Source organism: Woodsholea maritima DSM 17123 (assembly GCF_000382325.1).
GTDB classification, from domain to species: Bacteria; Pseudomonadota; Alphaproteobacteria; order Caulobacterales; family Maricaulaceae; genus Woodsholea; species Woodsholea maritima.
Genome location: NZ_KB908056.1, coordinates 454,702 through 471,344, shown reverse-complemented (window position 1 = coordinate 471,344; position 16,643 = coordinate 454,702). Strand labels below are relative to the sequence as shown.

The window sequence follows — 16,643 nt, the reverse complement described above, 5'->3', positions numbered from 1 at the left end:
GATGGCATAAAAAGCCCGGTCATTTGACCGGGCTTTTTGTTTTATGCGGAAATATTATCCGGTGCGGCCCAGGCGGCGTAACCGGCGCCAGAAGCGTTTACGTTCCGGGCGCGGTTGCGGTTTGAGATTGCGCACAAATTCCTCTGCGCATGAACGCCACGAGAAGCCCTCGGCATAGGTGCGGCAATCCTCGCGCTTCATCTCCAACGCTTTGAGGCAGGCTTCGCGCAGGTCTTCAGACACCCAGCCCGCATTGGAGCCGGGAATGAGGTCTTTTGGTCCGGGGGCGGGGAAGGCCGCAACGGGGGTTCCCGTCGCCATGGCTTCCAAAATCACCAGGCCAAAGGTGTCGGTCAAGCTGGGGAAGACGAAGATATCGGCATCGGCGAAATACCGCGCCAATTCCTCGCCCGATTTGGACCCGACAAAATGCGCTTCAGGATAGCGCGCTTTTAACTCATCAAATTGTGGCCCTGGACCGACCAGAACTTTGGTGCCTGGGATGTCGGTCTTCAAGAAGGCTTCGAGGTTTTTTTCAACCGCGATCCGACCGACATAGAGCGAGATCGGGCCTTCCATGCCTTTGTAAACGCCGCCATCAATACCGCGCTTATCAGGATGGAAAAGATCGGTATCGACCCCGCGCGCCCAGGGTGTGATATTGTTAAAGCCGCGCTTTTCCAAATCATCACGCATCGAAGGGGTTGCAACCATCAAGCGGTTTCCGGAGTTATGGAAACGACGCATGAAGCTATACCCGAACGACAGGGGGATGAAGGGGAAGCGGGCGTTGACGTATTCAGGGAATTTCGTGTGATAGCTGGTCGTGAAGGGCAGCTTCCACTTCAGGCAGATGCTGCGCGCGGCCTGGCCCAGCGTGCCTTCGGTGGCGATATGGATCGCTTCAGGTTCAAAGGCTTTGAAGCGCGCTTCGATGTCTTTTTTAGCCCCCAGGGCCAATTTGATCTCGGGGTAGGTCGGTAGCGGAATGGTACGATAGCCCAGGCCAGGGTGGATGACTTCCACCTCATGGCCCATTTCGCGGCATTCCTGAGCGGTCCGGGTAAGGGTGCGGACCACGCCGTTGACCTGGGGCTCCCAAGCATCGGTGATCAGCATAATGCGAAGCGGCGCGCCATCGTCCATCGAACTCTCCTTGCATACGTCTTTTCTGCCTCTTAGCGCGTTTTGCCCCAATCGCGAAGCGATCTGGCGCCAAAGGGGTTGCATCAAGGGCCTTCAAAGACCATTGTCCCTCTCAACTTGACTCAATACTCTGTTGGAAAGCGCTGCAGACATGCGTAATATTGTATTACCCAATATAGATTGGGATGGGCTGGATAAGCTCAAGTTTAGTGATGAGACCTCAGTCGCTCGGCTCTTGGATAGTCAGGTGGGGCTAAAATCGTCTGATCGGACTATGGTTGAGCAGTCCGCGATCGACTTGGTCGAGCGCGCGCGCTCCTCTAACCCTAATCCAGGCTTAATGGAATCTTTTCTTCAAGAGTTTGGACTGTCCAATAAAGAGGGTTTGGCGCTGATGTGCCTGGCGGAAGCCCTCTTGCGGGTGCCCGATTCTGAAACCACCGATCAATTGATCGCGGAAAAGATCGGATCGGGGGCCTGGGCCGAGCATGCCTGGAAGTCAGACAATTGGCTGGTCAATGTCTCCACCATGGGCTTGATGCTGACCGGATCTTTGATGGATGTTGATGATAAGGCGAAGGAAAATCCGACGCTTTATTTCAAGCGCCTTGTTGCGCGCCTGGGTGAGCCGGTGGTGCGTGCCGCGGTGCGTCAGGCCATGAAGATTATGGGCGAACAATTCGTTCTAGGCCAAAGCATTGATGCGGCATTTAAGCGCGGACGTCAGTGGGATAAGCCCAAGCAAAAGGCCTTATTCTCTTTTGATATGCTGGGTGAGGCAGCGCGTAATGAAGAAGATGCCGAGCGCTATCACCAAGCCTATTTGAAGGCGATTGCGCGGGTGTCTGCGAAACGCGGTGACGGCCCGATTGAGTTGGTCGATGGGATTTCGATCAAACTCTCTGCGCTTCATGGCTCTTATTATGCGGTAAAAGAAGAGAAGGTCTTCAATGTTCTCTATCCGCGTTTGTTAGAACAGGCCCAAGCCGCAAAGGCGGGCAATATTGGTTTCTGTCTTGATGCCGAAGAGGCCGACCGGTTGGTGATTTCCTTGAAATTGCTCGATCGTTTGGCCCGCGAACCTTCCCTGGCGGGATGGGGCGGATTGGGTTTGGCGGTCCAGGCCTATCAAAAACGCTCGCGCGCCGTGATCGAAAAGCTGATTGAGCTTGCCCAACAGACCCAGCGCCGCTTCCTGGTGCGCTTGGTGAAGGGGGCCTATTGGGATACGGAAATTAAGCGCTCGCAACAAGATGGGGATGAGGACTTCCCCGTTTGGACGACCAAAGCCTCTACAGATATGAATTATCTGGCGACGGCGCGTTTAATGCTGGCCGCGCGTGAGGAGATTTATCCCCAATTTGCGACCCACAATGCGCACTCTCTGTGTGCAGTGCGTGCGATCGCAGAGGAATTGGGCAATCAGGAGTATGAATTCCAGCGCCTGCACGGCATGGGTGATGCGCTGTATGATGCCGCCTATGAGGCCTTCGATATTCGCCCGGTGCGCATTTACGCGCCGGTGGGCGAGCATAAGGACTTGCTGCCCTATCTGGTGCGCCGCCTGTTGGAAAACGGGGCCAACACCTCTTTCGTACACTCTTTCCTAGATCCTAGCGTGCCTGCCGAAGATGTGGCCAAAGGCCCCTTCGACATCGCCAAGGATCTAGATCGCCATCCATCTATTGCTTTACCGCGCGACCTTTACGGTGAGGGCCGCGTCAATTCCAAGGGGGCTGATTTGACCCAAGCTGAAGTCCGTGAGCGCATGGCCGCTGCCCAGGCGCAATTTGATGCCAAAGCGCCTTATAAAGCCGGTCCGATTATCAATGGTGAAAGCCGTTTGGGGGAAACCCAAGCCTTCCACAGCCCGGCCGATCGCAATTTCCACGTGGCCGATGTGACTTTGGCCACGCGCCATGATGTGGATGAAGCCTTCAAAATCGCCCATATCGCCCACAAAAGCTGGGACGCCAAAGGCGGGGTTGAGCGCGCCAAGATCCTGCGTCATCTCGGTGATGTTCTTGAAGCCGATATGGACCGTTTCATTGCCCTGATGGCACGTGAAACCGGTAAAACTTTAGAAGACGGCGTTGCTGAAGTGCGCGAAGCGGTCGATTTCCTGCGCTATTATTCCGCGCAAGCCGAAGAGCATTTTGGTGATCCTGTGCGCTTGCCTGGGCCGGCCGGGGAAACCAACCATCTACGCCTGAAGGGGCGCGGCGTGTTCGTCTGTATCAGCCCGTGGAATTTCCCGCTGGCGATCTTCATCGGTCAATGGGCGGCCGCCTTGGCGGCGGGTAACACCGTGATCGCGAAGCCTGCCGAACAAAGCCCGCTGACAGGCTATGAGGCGGTGAAGCTGTTCCTGGCCAATGGTCTGCCTGAGGGCACTTTGCAATACCTGCCAGGGACTGGTGAGGAAGTGGGCGCTGTCCTGACCCGGGATGAGCGCACCGATGGCGTTTGCTTTACCGGTTCAACCCATGTGGCCCAGATCATCAACCGCACTCTGGCTGATCGTAAAGGCCCCATCGCGCCCCTGATCGCGGAAACCGGGGGCCTCAATGGCATGTTCGTGGATACGTCGGCCCTGAAAGAACAGGTTGTCGATGATGCGATCTTGTCGGCCTTCGGGTCTGCGGGGCAGCGCTGTTCGGCGTGCCGGGTATTGTTCCTGCCCACCGATATTGCCGATGACTTCATCGAAGGTCTGATGGGCGCGATGGATGAGCTGGTCGTGGGTGATCCGACCCAGCCTTCAACCAGCCTCGGCCCGGTCATTGATGAAGAGGCCCACAAGATCTTGTGTGAGCATGTCGAGCGCATGCGCACCGAAGCCAAGGTCTTGAAGGAATACCCGCTGAGCGATGAGCTCAAAGCCAAGGGCTATTTCTTCCCACCGACCTTGATCGAGCTTCCCAGCATTGATGTGTTGGATGAGGAGAAGTTCGGCCCGATTCTGCACGTTGTACGCTATGAGCGCTCGAAGCTTAAAGAAACGGCTGAAGCGCTGGCGGCAAAGCGCTATGGCCTCACCTTGGGTGTGCATAGCCGAATCGAGCGTTTCATGGAGACGATTCGTGAAGCCGTACCGGCGGGCAATGTCTATGTGAACCGCAATATGACCGGTGCGGTCGTGGGCGTGCAGCCCTTCGGCGGTGAAGGATTGTCGGGTACTGGTCCTAAGGCGGGCGGTCCACACTATCTTTTCCGTTTCGCCGCAGAGCAGGTCGTGACCATCAATATCTCGGCCCAGGGCGGGGATCCGGAACTGCTCAATCTGACCTAAAAGACAGGGCAAGTCGGGGTGATTTACACCCCGACTTTTCCACAGTGTGCGGAGGCTCGAATCCCTAGGGAGTCGTTAAAAATCTGCCTCTTGAATGCGTTCAGGTTAGTGGGTTATTAACTAAAAAAGCCTGTTCGCCCTTGCATCGGTGATTGACGTAGGACGCTGAGCGATACACTATATGTAGCGTTGTGAGGTCGGGGCCTCACTGTATATATGGTTTCTACGCCGGGTTCAGGTCAGTCCATTTTGATTTTCTGACGCATCCGGACGATTTTGGAGCAAGGTAAGATGACGCCTTTGGATTCGGCCAATCGTGTAGCCGCAGCACAGCTCGACGCGCAGAACGCTCCCCGTGTGCGCCGCGGTAAGCCTAAGGCCGTAAAACTGTCTGTCGTTGAGGGTGTAAAGACAGACGCAACGCGTGATGACCTCTTGACCGAGTTTGGCAAGAAAACGCTTGTCGACCGGTATCTGCTGCCGGGTGAAAGCTATCAGGATATGTTTGCGCGCGTGTCCGTGGCCTATGCCGATGACACCGATCACGCCCAGCGCCTTTATGATTATATGTCACGCCTGTGGTTCATGCCGGCCACGCCCGTTCTTTCGAACGGTGGGGCAGAGCGCGGCCTTCCCATTTCCTGCTTCTTGAACTCTGTCGGGGATTCGCTCGATGAGATTTTGGGCTCATGGAATGAGAATGTCTGGCTGGCCTCTAATGGCGGCGGCATTGGCACCTATTGGGGCGCGGTGCGCTCTATCGGTGAGAAGGTTGGCCAAAATGGTCAGACCTCAGGGATTATCCCCTTCATTCGCGTGATGGATTCGTTGACCTTGGCGATTTCCCAAGGCTCGCTGCGCCGCGGTTCCGCCGCCGTTTATCTCGACATTCACCACCCGGAAATCGAAGAATTCCTGGAGATCCGTAAGCCGTCCGGCGATTTCAACCGGAAATCTCTCAATCTCCACCACGGTATCAATATTACCGATGATTTCATGGAAGCGGTCAAAAATGATGAGGAATATGGCCTCATCTCGCCCAAGACCGGTGAAGTTATCCGTATGATTAATGCGCGTAAGCTTTGGCAAAAAGTGCTGGAATTGCGTCTGCAAACCGGTGAGCCTTACATCATCTATTCTGATACGGTGAATAAGGCGCTGCCTGCGCACCAGCGTAAATTGGGCCTGAAAGTCTATCAGTCCAATCTATGCTCTGAGATCATGTTGCCCACGGGCCTTGATCATCATGGCCAGGAACGCACAGCGGTATGTTGTCTCTCCTCTCTTAATGCTGAAAAGTATGAAGAGTGGAAAGATGATGAGCTATTCATCGAAGATATTTTCCGCTTCCTGGATAATGTCCTTCAGGACTTTATCGACCGGGCACCGGCGGAGATGGAGCGCGCGGTTTATTCTGCAATGCGTGAGCGTTCGGTGGGGCTGGGCCTGATGGGCTTCCACTCCTTCCTGCAAAAGCTGGGCATTCCGTTTGAATCGGCCATGGCCAGTTCTTGGAACCGCAAACTCTTCAAGCATATGCGCCAGGCCGCCGATAAGGCGTCTGTGAAGCTCGCCGAAGAGCGTGGGCCTTGCCCGGATGCCGCTGAAAGCGGTGTTAAAGCGCGCTTCTCGCACAAGATCGCGATTGCGCCGACCGCTTCGATTTCCATCATCTGCGGGGGGACGTCCGCAGGGATCGAGCCTATTCCGGCCAATGTTTACACCCACAAGACCTTGTCAGGCTCTTTCACGGTGAAGAACCCTTTCCTGGAAGAGGTTCTGGAAGCCAAGGGTGAAAACACGCCTTCAGTATGGGCGAGTATTCTTGAGCATGAAGGCTCGGTTCAGCATCTTGAGTGTCTGAGCCAGGACGAGAAAGACATCTTCAAGACCGCGTTTGAGATTGATCAGCGTTGGATTATTGAACATGGGGCAGATCGTACGCCTTATATTTGTCAGTCCCAGTCTTTGAACATCTTCCTGCCGGGTGATGTTGATAAATGGGATCTGCACATGCTGCACTGGACCGCGTGGGAGAAGGGCATCAAATCGCTCTATTACTGCCGCTCGAAATCTGTACAGCGCGCCGCTTATGCCGGATCGTCTGAGAAGTCGGACATTCAAGCTTCAGCGGAGGCCGCAGCGCCGACCGAGTATGAAGAGTGTCTTGCCTGTCAATAAAACTTCGTAAAATGATCACAATGGAAGCGCCTCAGACCTAAGGGTCTGGGGCGTTTTTATTTTTAGCGTATGAGGGGCAAATTACGATTAAGATCCGTACAAGTTGTCAACACTCCATTTACTCAATTGAGGCGATTTTTAGGAACGAAACATCGCAAACGGTGTTATACTGTCAGTTGGGTACAGCATGTCCAATGCGCCTTGAAGCGGCGGGCATGTTTGGAGATGGGAGAGTCAGGAATGGCGAAGGGAATACTATACCAAGGCCTTAATGGCGCATGTGGTATGGCTTTCGTCCTGTTCTCAGGTCCATGTGGGGCGCAAGAGCAAGCTTTGCAAGAGGGGCTGTCTGCAAAAATTGCTTCTCAGTCTGCCAGCGAGTTGGTGTTAGCCCCTTTTGAGAGCCGCCAGGCCAGTGCCTTCACAACGACATCCCTTCCTCCGTATCAAGATGATGTCCGGTTGGAGCCTGTGGCTGCGCGGTTTACGCGCCACTATCTCGATGCGCAGATCGCGCACGATTACCGCAGCCCACGCCTGGTGGACTTTGGCCAGGAGGCCACATTGGCTGAGGCGGAGGATGGGCGGCGTATCGTCTTGTCTTTATTTAATCCGTCTAAGCCTGGGGCCTTGTTGAACGCGACACAAAGCCAGTTCAACGATGATTTGAACGCAGGGCTCTTTAGTGAAGGGCGCCGTCAAGACACGTTCAGTGCGGTGGGACTGCGCTATGAATGGGCCTTAGATGCGCCCGGCGGTGAGAGCGGTCTGGATTATGGCTGGACCCCGCGCGCGGGTGTGGCCATTGCCGACGGCGGCACCGCGACGCAGGCCGGTGCAAGCGTGCGTTTGGGTCAGTATTTAGACTTCGATCAGGATGGCGAACGTCCGGCCTGGTATTTCTTTGCAGGTGCGGATCAAACCACAGTGGTGTATGATGTCTCTGAGGGACTGAATATGCGCTCAGCTTTTTCGATGAATTCGCAAGCCATTGTGGGTGATGCCCAGGCTGGTTTTGCGATGCGCTTTGGTGAAGCTGACTTATCTGTGGCTTATATCCATCGTGAAACCAATTATTCTTTGCCAAACCATTCTTGGGATACCAGTGAAGGCTTTGGGGCGTTCACGCTTACCTGGCGTCGTTAAGTCCGGGCTTTGTGCTTTTGGTTTAGCGACGATCACAATGCTGTCGAGCGCGATGGCTCAGGCGCAATCGAGCCAGACGGACACACCTCCACCGCCCGCATATTCCGATCGCCCGGTGATTTCTCTGCTGATCGAGAATGATCTTTTTGGTGGCACCGATCGCAATTACACTAATGGTGTGCGTTTGGAAGCTGTGTCGGCGGCCAATGATGTCCACCCCCTGCTCAATCGATTGGCGCGCAATATTCCCTTTATTGATCTCAGCGATGCTGATTTGCGCCAGGGTGTTGCGATTGCCCATGTGCTTTATACCCCGAGTGACATCAGCCTGGACAATCCCCCTGAAGATGATCGGCCCTATGCGGGCTATCTCACGGGCAGTTTCTTTGTCGCCGCGCGTCGTGAGTATGAGCAACATACCGTTCAGCTGAATATCGGCCTGGTGGGGCCCAGTGCCGGGGGAAAATTCGTTCAGCAAAACTGGCATAAAATGATTGATGGCCAAGAGCCACGTGGCTGGGATCATCAACTGCATGATGAGCTGGTTTTTGCCCTGTCCGCGCAGCGTATGCGCCGTCATCCGGGGCCGGACTTAGGGCCATTGGAAACCGATGTGGTGCTCTATAGCGGTCTCACCTTGGGGACGGTACGTACGGATGTTTCTGCTGGCGGCAGTGTGCGCATCGGGCGCGATCTGGGCGCTGAATTTGCCCCGCCGCGCCTGCGCCCGGCTTTAGGTCCGTCGAGCCTTTTTAAGCCGACGCAGAATCTGGGTGGCTATCTGTTTGTTGGCGTTGGGGGGTATCTGGTGGGCCGCGATCTGTTTTTAGATGGCAATACCTATCGCGATAGCCCACGCGTGGATAAGCGTTGGGTGACCGGCGATCTTCAGGCCGGGGCCGCACTTTATGGCGGGCCATGGCGGGCATCCTTCACCTATGTGGTGCGTACCGAGCAATTTATTGGTCAGGACGGCAGCGACCAGTTTGGTGCGATCGCCCTGACACGGCGGTTTTAGTCTAAGGCCTGTAAAGCTTGATCGAGATCGGCGATCAGGTCTTCTGCGGCCTCCAGACCGGCAGAAATGCGCAATAGCCCATCTTTAACCCCGGCTTTATCGCGGGCCTCTTGCGTCATGGCCTTATGGGTCATTAAGGCGGGCACATTGATCAGGCTTTCCGCCCCGCCCAGAGATTGCGCCAGGGTGAAGAGGTTTAGTTGGCGCAGGATTTTCGCCCCGCCGTCCAGTCCGCCTTTGACCTCAAAGGCCAATAAAGGCCCGAAGGCCGATTGCTGGCGCTTGGCAATCTCATGACCGGGGTGGCTGGCAAGGCCAGGATAATCAACATGCAACACATGCGGGTGAGCATCGAGAAACTGCGCAATTTTCAGCGCGGTGTCTGATTGCGCTTTGGCACGCAAGGGCAGCGTGCGTAGACCGCGTAGCGCCAGGAAGCAGTCAAAGGCCGCCGCGCCTGTTCCCGCCGCATTCGCCCACCAGGCATACCGTTCGGCGTGATCGGGGTCTTTCGCGGTCAAAACCCCGCCAATCATATCCGAATGACCATTGATCAGCTTGGTTGCAGAACTGACCACCACATCCGCGCCCAGCTCCAGCGGGCGCTGCAAGGCGGGCGAAAGCACGGTGTTATCCACCGCGACGATGGCCCCGGCGGCCTTACCTAGTTTGGCGGCTGCTTCGAGATCGGTGATGCGGATGCGGGGGTTTGACGGCGTTTCTAAGAGCAGGAGGTGAGCTGGGCTTTCTAATGCCGCAGCCAAGGCCGCTAAATCGGTGCAATCGACATAATCCACACTGAAGCGCCCGCCCTGGGCGCGCGCATCTAGCAGGCGGTGGGTGCCGCCATAGCAATCATGGGCGGCCACAATGCGCGCCCCGATGGGAAGGTCATTGAACAAGAGATCAATGGCGGCCATGCCCGATGTCGTCGCGACCGTGCCCGCACCGCCTTCCAACGCCGTGACGGCATCGGCGAAGACCTGGCGGGTGGGGTTGTTGGTGCGCGCATAATCAAAACCGCCGGGTTTTGTGGCGTCTTCACGGATGAAGGTCGCAGACACGCAAATTGGCGCAACAACGGAGTTATAGCCTGGATCGCGGTTAATACCGGCCCGGGCCGCACGCGTTTCAAAGCGTTCGGTGGGGGTGGGCTTTTCAGTCATGGCTTACTCCGTCAAGAAGCGGGTCACCGCCTCAATATCTTTCAAAAATGCATCATGGCCATAGAGGCTGGAATGGCGTGTGATCCGCGCATGGGCCATGCGCGCGGCCGTATCAGCAATATCTTCTGGCGGGGCCAGACGATCTTCATCGACGGCAAAAAACTGCGTAGGCGCGGTGATGCGCTCTACCGCGACATTGGCGCTGTCCATGGAATAGGACAAGGCCAGAAACCGTTCCGCACTGGTTTTCTGGGCATAGGCTTTGCCGCGCGCCTCTAAATAGGCCTCAATCCCGGCTTCATCGCGGCTGCCGGGCTTTGGATCGAGGAAGCGCTCTTTAAATTCATCCGGGGTGCGATAGGTCGTCATGGCCAGGCGGCGGGCAAGATCAACGCCCTGTTCCGGCGCGCCTAAATCGCGGGCCATTTTGACGGTTTCACGCTGGATGGAGCGCCAGGCTGTAATCATCGGATGGGGCCGGGCCGCAGCACTTAATACTTTTAAGGCGGTGACGCGCTCAGGATGGTGGGCTGCAATCGTCATGGCGATCGTGCCGCCATAGGATGCTCCGATCAGGCCAAAAGTATCGAGACCGGCTTGATCGGCAAGAGCCATAATCGCTTGGGCTTGATCGTCCAGGGTGGGGAAGGGGCGAACCTCTTCGCCCAAAAAACACACCGACAATAATTGATAGGCGTTTGGACACAGCGCTTTACCGATGCCCGCAATGCCGGGCCACCAGCCGGTATCGTCAAAACAGGGACATAATTGGTCATTGGCGGAAACCCCGCCTAATACGATGTAGGCGGGAGCCCCTTGGGGCCCTAAGATCTGACCCCGGGCCTGAACGCGTTGCCCATTGGCCAAGGTCACCGTCGCGCGCAGGGCGCGGCGCAGCGGTTGAGCCTCCATCGCGGCCGTATTTCGCTCGGGCTGCGCTGGGGTGAAGGCGGTGATCACGTTAGAGGCCAAGGCTGTCGTCATTCTTCATCCACGTCTTTTTGCGCTTGCGCCGTTTTACGGGGACCAAAGGATGGGTGGAGGCTCACGCATCGCTTTAGCCGTACTTTTTACGCGCCCGCAAGCTGACTTCAAATCGGCGCAAGCCAAGATATAAAGATATGTTTATGTGGGGTCCAGTGATTTTTAATTACACGGTGCGACGCATGCGCCCGATTGTGGGTTTTTTGCGGGAAAACCACTACCCGTCGGTATTCAGACGTGCTGATATACTATATGTAGATAAACTGAGGTTACAGTTTACAGACTATGATTCTGCGCAATTGGGTCTAAATTCAACTGAATAGAGCGATGCGCGACGTGTGAGGGTGTTTAGCGATGAGCAAAATTATTACAGATCTTCCAGGCCTGATGGCGCCCAGCTTGTCTTACAAGCCGTTCAAATACCCTTGGGCCTATCAGTTTTGGCAGCGCCAGCAACAGGTTCACTGGATGCCGGAAGAGGTGCCCTTGGGCGAGGACTGTAAAGACTGGGCCGTGAAGCTGACCGATAAAGAGCGTAATCTGCTGACCCAGATTTTCCGCTTCTTTACCCAGTCGGATGTCGAAGTTGGCGCGAACTATATGGAAAACTACATGCCGCTCTTCAAACCGGTTGAAGTGCGCATGATGTTGGCAGCCTTCTCCAACATGGAAACCGTCCATATCGCGGCCTATGCGCTTTTGCTCGAAACCATCGGCATGCCGGATTCTGAATTCTCCGCCTTTATGGAGTATGAGGAAATGGCCGCCAAGCATGATTATCTAGGTCAATTTGGCGTCGAGACAGAGGCGGATATCCTAACCTCGATGGCCGTATTTGGCGGCTTTACCGAAGGGCTGCAGCTGTTTGCCTCTTTCGCCATGTTGATGAATTTCCCACGCTTTAACAAGATGAAGGGCATGGGCCAGATCGTGTCGTGGTCGGTGCGTGATGAGAGCTTGCACTGCGAAGGCATGATCAAGCTGTTCCACACCTTTGCTGCGGAAACCGGGGCGCTGACCAAGGCGGTCAAAGACAATATCGCTGATTGCTGTCAGACCGTTGTGAAGCTGGAAGATAAATTCATCGAGCTAGCCTTCGAGGCCGGTGAGGTCGAAGGCATGACCGCGCAGGATATCAAAAACTATATCCGCTATATCGCCGATTGGCGCATGAAACAGCTCAAGCTTGATCCGATTTATGGCATTCAAGAACATCCCATTCCCTGGCTGACTGAAATCCTTAACGGGGTAGAGCACGCCAACTTCTTCGAAGCGCGTGCCACGGAATATTCCAAAGGCGCGACCAAAGGCGATTGGCATGGCGATGCCGGTGTTTGGTCAAACTTTGACAAGTGGAAATCGGCTAAGCGGACTTTGAACGTACCCGCGGAGTAAGGTCTGAGTGCTTGTCATCGCGGCCTTGAGCCGGGACCCATGCTGTGAGCTTGCTCTACCCGCGCGGCATGGACCCCAAATCAAGTTCTGGATGACATATGTGACCCTGTCCTCCCCTGCGAAGCGGGGGAGGTGGTCCGTCAGGACCGGAGGGGGCGTTTTTATGTCTTTGCAGATTAAGTAACACTGTCATCCCCGACTTGATCGGGGATCTATGTACTTTGACGGCATACACAATAGATCCCGGCTCGCGACTTTGAGTGCGCTACCGCCTTTCGGCTACTTGAGCGCTAACGCTTCTCCGGGATGACACTATGGGTATGCTTTGAGTGTAAGCGTCTGTGTTGTCATGCCCCCTCAGTCAGCTTCGCTGACAGCTCCCCCGTAAACAGAGGAGCACACCCCTCTGTCATGCCACACGTGATCTGGCATCCATGGCGTGAGCGTGCTCCACCCGCTCGGCATGGCCCCCAAATCAAGTTTGGGGTGACATAGGGAGCGTCCACTTCAGTTTAGCGCCCTAAACAGGCTTACCCATTGACCCGGCCAGTTATGTCCTGGGTGCGTAAGAGCTGTTGATAGGTATAAGGCAGGATCACCACGCCTTCGGCGAATTGCATCAGATAGGTCATCAGGGCAAAGACGGTTCCGACGGGAGCCTCAAGGCGCATAATGCCATCATACAGCCCAAAGAGGATGGCCAGGATGATCAAGAGATAGGTCAGGCCGAAATTGCGCGATTCTAGGTCTGATAGAGAAATCCGCCAGCGTGCGAGCGTTTTGAAATGGCTGCGCTGGCGCGCCTTTTCACGGCTTTCGAAGATGGCAACTTGCTGTTCTATTTCATCATTCAGCGCTTTGTTCAGGCGTTTAATGCGCGGGCTGGCGATGGCAAAAATCGCAGTGACAGCTAGGCATGCGCCAAGTGTCACCCAGAATACCCGCCCGTTCAGGAAGGCGATCATGATCACCGACCCGAAGAGGCTAATTGCGGCGGTCAAGGCAATGGGCAGTTCGTTTTCAAAGAAATCGACGACTTCGCGGATCAGATTGGCGCGCGCACTGATCTGCGAGAGGGGGGCGTCCTTGGCCTGTTCACGCTCGACCAGATCCGCGCCGACTTTGGCGTAAATGCCTGCATACACCCGTGTATCATACACGCGGCGCAAAGTGCCAACGGTGAGGCTACCAGCCATGACCGCACACAAGAGGGCAAAGCCCGTCCATTCCTTGGCGATCAGGCCATTGATCGCGATGCCCAGGACCAGAGGCTCTATCAAGGTAAAGAGGTTCTCGAAGGCGAGAAGGGCGAAGGTGCCGGTGATTTTCAGCCAATTTTGGCGAAACAATTGGCCATGGGTGATGGGTTTGGGCTCAAGTGAGGCGTCAGAGGACATGGGGGCGCTCCATTTCGCGCTGAGAGGGTCAGCGTAAAACGGGCCTAGCGGTCAATTATGGTCAAAACCGGTATGGTTGGAGGAAGACGGCTCGGTCTTCGCGCTAAGCCCGCAGGAATAATCAAGGATGATGCGGTGCCCGAAAGGGCGCGCGCCAAGTCATAGCGCTTTGAAAGCATAAAAAAGGCGGAAGGGGCCCCCTTCCGCCTTTGATCATTTACGCGAAGTCGTGAGTGATTAAATCACCAGCTCGCCTGCGGGTTCGCGCAGATTATAATGCGAGCTCATCACCCGGCCATAGGCCCCGGTTTCGGTGATGATGAGGATATCGCCTTCTTCAGTTTCGGGGAGCAGACGGTCGGCCCCCAAAAGGTCGGCGCTTTCGCAGATCGGCCCGACGATAGAGGCCAGTCCGGAAGGGGCCTCATCCAGCTTGGAGAGATTATAAATCTCATGACGCGCGCCATAAAGCGCAGGGCGAATAAGGCTGTTCATCCCCGTGCCAGTACCGATAAAGCGCGTAGAGAAGCTCATTTTGATCTGGGTGACGGGTGTGAGCAGAACGCCGGCTTCAGCCACCAGATAGCGGCCCGGCTCCATCCAGATTTGGTAATCGGGGACGGCTTTACGCAAATCTGCGAGATTTTGGTCGACCAGTTCCAGATCCAAAATTGGCGCATCGGCGCTTTCTGGAATGCCCAGGCCCCCGCCCACATTCAAAATGCGGATGTCGGGGAAATGCTCGGCCGCCTTGGCGAGAATAGCGCCCAATTCTTTCCAGTGATCTGGCTCGGTCACGCCGGAGCCCGCATGGCAATGGAAGCCAATGACGTTGACCCCGCTGCTCGCCACCGCAGCTTTTAAGTCATCAAGCTGATCGAGCGGAATGCCGAACTTGGCCTTGGGTCCAGCCGTTTTGACGTGCTGGTGATGGCCACGCGGGCGATCAGGATTAAGGCGCACGATCACGTTTTTATCGTTGAACAATTCGGGCCAATGGTGCAGCGGGTGCAGGCTATCCAAAGTCAGATGCGTGCCTAGCGCCAGAGCGGCTTCATATTCACTGCGCGCGGCAAAATTGGGCGTGAACAAGATCCGATCCATGGGCAGATCGGGCAGGACCTCGCGCACGCGATTGACCTCTCCCAGGGAGACGCATTCAAAGCCAACGCCCGTGGTCTCAACGGTTTTCAGCAGCTCAGGATGAGGGTTGGCCTTCATGGCGAACCAGGCGCGGTCGACCGATTTCAAACCGGCAATGGCGCGGGCGCGCGCATGAACGGTTTCGCGGTCATAGACATAAAGCCCGCCTTCACGCGGGGCGTTTTGCAAAAGTTGCTCGCGTTTGGCCCGCCACCAGGGATCGGGGCGCTGGGGCTTGGCTTTGACCGGCGCGGTGATTTCCGCCCAGCTGGGGCCAAAGACCGGGCCGTCTGCATCCCCGATCAGGCCGTCATGCAGGCGTACGGCCAGGGCGCGCCCCTCATCTTCATCCACGACAACGGTAAAATTGAGGTCATTGGCCGCCTGAGAGACGAGCCGGATTGGCTTATCTTGAAAGACTTCCAGGGCGGGCGCGAGTTTATGCAGGATCCGGCGCACACCATAACCGACCAGGCTGACGGCGGCGGTGTTTTCCACGATCTGAACGCGGCAATAGGCCTCCAGCGCCGTTTTCAAGCGCTGCAAACGCGCTTCATCCAGACCTGGATCGGGATCAAGTGAGACCGTGACATTGGTTTCAGAGGTTGAAACCAGATCGACCGAGACGCCGCAGTGTTTGAAGCAGGCAAAAATCTCGGCCAGGAAGCCGGCTTGGCGCCACATGCTGGAGCCTTCCATGACCACCAGGCGCACGCCGGTTTTAACCGAAACGGCTTTGAGGGCCGGGGCATCATCGCCGGGCTTTTCGGTAATGGTCGTACCGGGTAATTCCGGGCGGAAGGTGTCACGCACGACCATGGGAATGCCCGCACGCCGGGCTGGGCCAATAGAGCGCGGATGAAGAACTTTACCGCCCATGGTGGCGATTTCCTGGGCTTCCTCATAGCTGAGCGCGGACAGAAGCCGTGCGCCGGAGGTGAGGCGAGGATCGGCGGAGAAGAGACCTGGCACATCGGTCCAGATCTCAACGCTTTGTGCCTCTAACTTGGCGGCATAATAGCTCGCCGAGGTGTCAGACCCGCCGCGGCCCAACAGCACCGTTTCATCGTGCGCGTTCGAGGCGATGAAGCCCTGGGCCAACACCAGCTGATAATCATCCAGGCGCGTTTGTAGATAGCTATCGGGGCCATCTTCAACGGCGTTATCGAGATAGGCGCGCGCATCTTCGCCCTCAAAAGCGGCTTTCATCACGCTACGGCTATCCAAACCATAGGGTTTGAGGCCATGGGCCTTGAGGCAGGCCAATCCCAGGGCCGAGGCCATCAGCTCACCCAGTGCCATCAGTTCAGCGCGTACGCGTGCGCTCGCCTCACCGATCAGGGCAATCCCGGCGGCAAGCTGATCCAGGCGCGAAAAATGCTCGGCCAGCAAGGCCTGACCCTCGAGCTTGGCATCGCGGGCAAAATCGAGATGGCGCAGCTTGATCGCTTTGACGCTGGCCTCGCCATGGCCTTTCAGGGCCTGTTCGGGCAAGGCTTCCAAAAGATTAGATACGCCAGACAGCGCGGAATGAACGATGAGGACCTTTCGCTTGTCCTCGATCCGTTTTCGCGCCAGCTCCGCAATCAGACCCCACGTTTTCGGCTGGGCCACAGAGGTGCCACCGAATTTCATGACGATCCAAGGCGAAGTCAGCGTAGTCATCCTTTTTCATTCCTTCAAACACTAAGCCCTGGGCAAAAGGCCAAGGGCGGCTTGTCCTAGCGCGTTGTCTTCGCATGCGCAAAAGCTTCATCATGTCATGGACCTGTCGT

The 16,643-nt window shown here is 56.2% G+C and carries 10 protein-coding genes; 5 read left to right on the top strand and 5 right to left on the bottom strand.

The window, feature by feature from the left end; genetic code table 11:
* Positions 1 to 54: 54 nt before the first annotated feature.
* A complete protein-coding gene (locus H151_RS0102290) occupies positions 55 to 1,146 on the bottom strand; it encodes a glycosyltransferase family 4 protein (RefSeq protein WP_019960008.1) in 1,092 nt (363 codons plus the stop codon).
* Between the two features lie 151 nt (positions 1,147 to 1,297).
* Between H151_RS0102290 and putA the strand changes: the two genes are divergently transcribed.
* From putA to H151_RS0102270, 4 genes are all read left to right on the top strand, one after another.
* Entirely contained in the window at positions 1,298 to 4,438 is a 3,141-nt protein-coding gene (gene putA / locus H151_RS0102285) for a bifunctional proline dehydrogenase/L-glutamate gamma-semialdehyde dehydrogenase PutA (protein WP_019960007.1), read from the top strand.
* A gap of 291 nt (positions 4,439 to 4,729) precedes the next feature.
* A complete protein-coding gene (locus tag H151_RS0102280; protein ID WP_019960006.1) occupies positions 4,730 to 6,619 on the top strand; it encodes a ribonucleoside-diphosphate reductase subunit alpha in 1,890 nt (629 codons plus the stop codon).
* A 240-nt stretch (positions 6,620 to 6,859) separates the two neighbouring features.
* Complete coding sequence (locus H151_RS0102275; RefSeq protein WP_169336693.1) at positions 6,860 to 7,765, top strand: lipid A-modifier LpxR family protein; 906 nt, start codon at positions 6,860 to 6,862, stop codon at positions 7,763 to 7,765.
* Between the two features lie 37 nt (positions 7,766 to 7,802).
* The gene (locus H151_RS0102270; RefSeq protein WP_019960004.1) at positions 7,803 to 8,783 is read left to right on the top strand and encodes a lipid A deacylase LpxR family protein; all 981 of its coding nucleotides are present in this window, start codon (positions 7,803 to 7,805) and stop codon (positions 8,781 to 8,783) included.
* Here H151_RS0102270 and H151_RS0102265 read toward each other — a convergent pair.
* Complete coding sequence (locus tag H151_RS0102265; protein ID WP_019960003.1) at positions 8,780 to 9,949, bottom strand: trans-sulfuration enzyme family protein; 1,170 nt, start codon at positions 9,947 to 9,949, stop codon at positions 8,780 to 8,782. The genes H151_RS0102270 and H151_RS0102265 overlap by 4 nt on opposite strands.
* 3 nt (positions 9,950 to 9,952) lie before the next feature.
* The gene (locus H151_RS15225) at positions 9,953 to 10,933 is read right to left on the bottom strand and encodes an alpha/beta fold hydrolase (protein WP_019960002.1); all 981 of its coding nucleotides are present in this window, start codon (positions 10,931 to 10,933) and stop codon (positions 9,953 to 9,955) included.
* Between the two features lie 354 nt (positions 10,934 to 11,287).
* Here H151_RS15225 and H151_RS0102255 point away from each other — a divergent pair, with 354 nt between their 5' ends.
* A complete protein-coding gene (locus tag H151_RS0102255; protein ID WP_019960001.1) occupies positions 11,288 to 12,328 on the top strand; it encodes a ribonucleotide-diphosphate reductase subunit beta in 1,041 nt (346 codons plus the stop codon).
* 530 nt (positions 12,329 to 12,858) lie between these two features.
* Here H151_RS0102255 and H151_RS0102250 read toward each other — a convergent pair.
* Both H151_RS0102250 and H151_RS0102245 read right to left on the bottom strand, forming a co-directional pair.
* Positions 12,859 to 13,725 carry an ABC transporter six-transmembrane domain-containing protein gene (locus H151_RS0102250; protein WP_019960000.1) on the bottom strand — a complete coding sequence of 289 codons (867 nt, stop codon included), beginning with the start codon at positions 13,723 to 13,725 and terminating at the stop codon, positions 12,859 to 12,861.
* A 237-nt stretch (positions 13,726 to 13,962) separates the two neighbouring features.
* A complete protein-coding gene (locus H151_RS0102245; RefSeq protein WP_040758290.1) occupies positions 13,963 to 16,533 on the bottom strand; it encodes a bifunctional aspartate kinase/diaminopimelate decarboxylase in 2,571 nt (856 codons plus the stop codon).
* Between the last annotated feature and the right edge of the window lie 110 nt (positions 16,534 to 16,643).

Excerpts from the sequence above, each read along its gene's own strand:
- H151_RS0102255 (WP_019960001.1), top strand. The coding sequence starts at position 11,288 with ATGAGCAAAATTATTACAGATCTTCCAGGCCTGATGGCGCCCAGCTTG.
- H151_RS0102275 (WP_169336693.1), top strand. The coding sequence starts at position 6,860 with ATGGCGAAGGGAATACTATACCAAGGCCTTAATGGCGCATGTGGTATG.
- H151_RS0102250 (WP_019960000.1), bottom strand. The coding sequence starts at position 13,725 with ATGTCCTCTGACGCCTCACTTGAGCCCAAACCCATCACCCATGGCCAA.
- putA (WP_019960007.1), top strand. The coding sequence starts at position 1,298 with ATGCGTAATATTGTATTACCCAATATAGATTGGGATGGGCTGGATAAG.
- H151_RS0102265 (WP_019960003.1), bottom strand. The coding sequence starts at position 9,949 with ATGACTGAAAAGCCCACCCCCACCGAACGCTTTGAAACGCGTGCGGCC.
- H151_RS0102245 (WP_040758290.1), bottom strand. The coding sequence starts at position 16,533 with ATGACTACGCTGACTTCGCCTTGGATCGTCATGAAATTCGGTGGCACC.
- H151_RS0102270 (WP_019960004.1), top strand. The coding sequence starts at position 7,803 with ATGCTGTCGAGCGCGATGGCTCAGGCGCAATCGAGCCAGACGGACACA.
- H151_RS0102290 (WP_019960008.1), bottom strand. The coding sequence starts at position 1,146 with ATGGACGATGGCGCGCCGCTTCGCATTATGCTGATCACCGATGCTTGG.
- H151_RS15225 (WP_019960002.1), bottom strand. The coding sequence starts at position 10,933 with ATGACGACAGCCTTGGCCTCTAACGTGATCACCGCCTTCACCCCAGCG.
- H151_RS0102280 (WP_019960006.1), top strand. The coding sequence starts at position 4,730 with ATGACGCCTTTGGATTCGGCCAATCGTGTAGCCGCAGCACAGCTCGAC.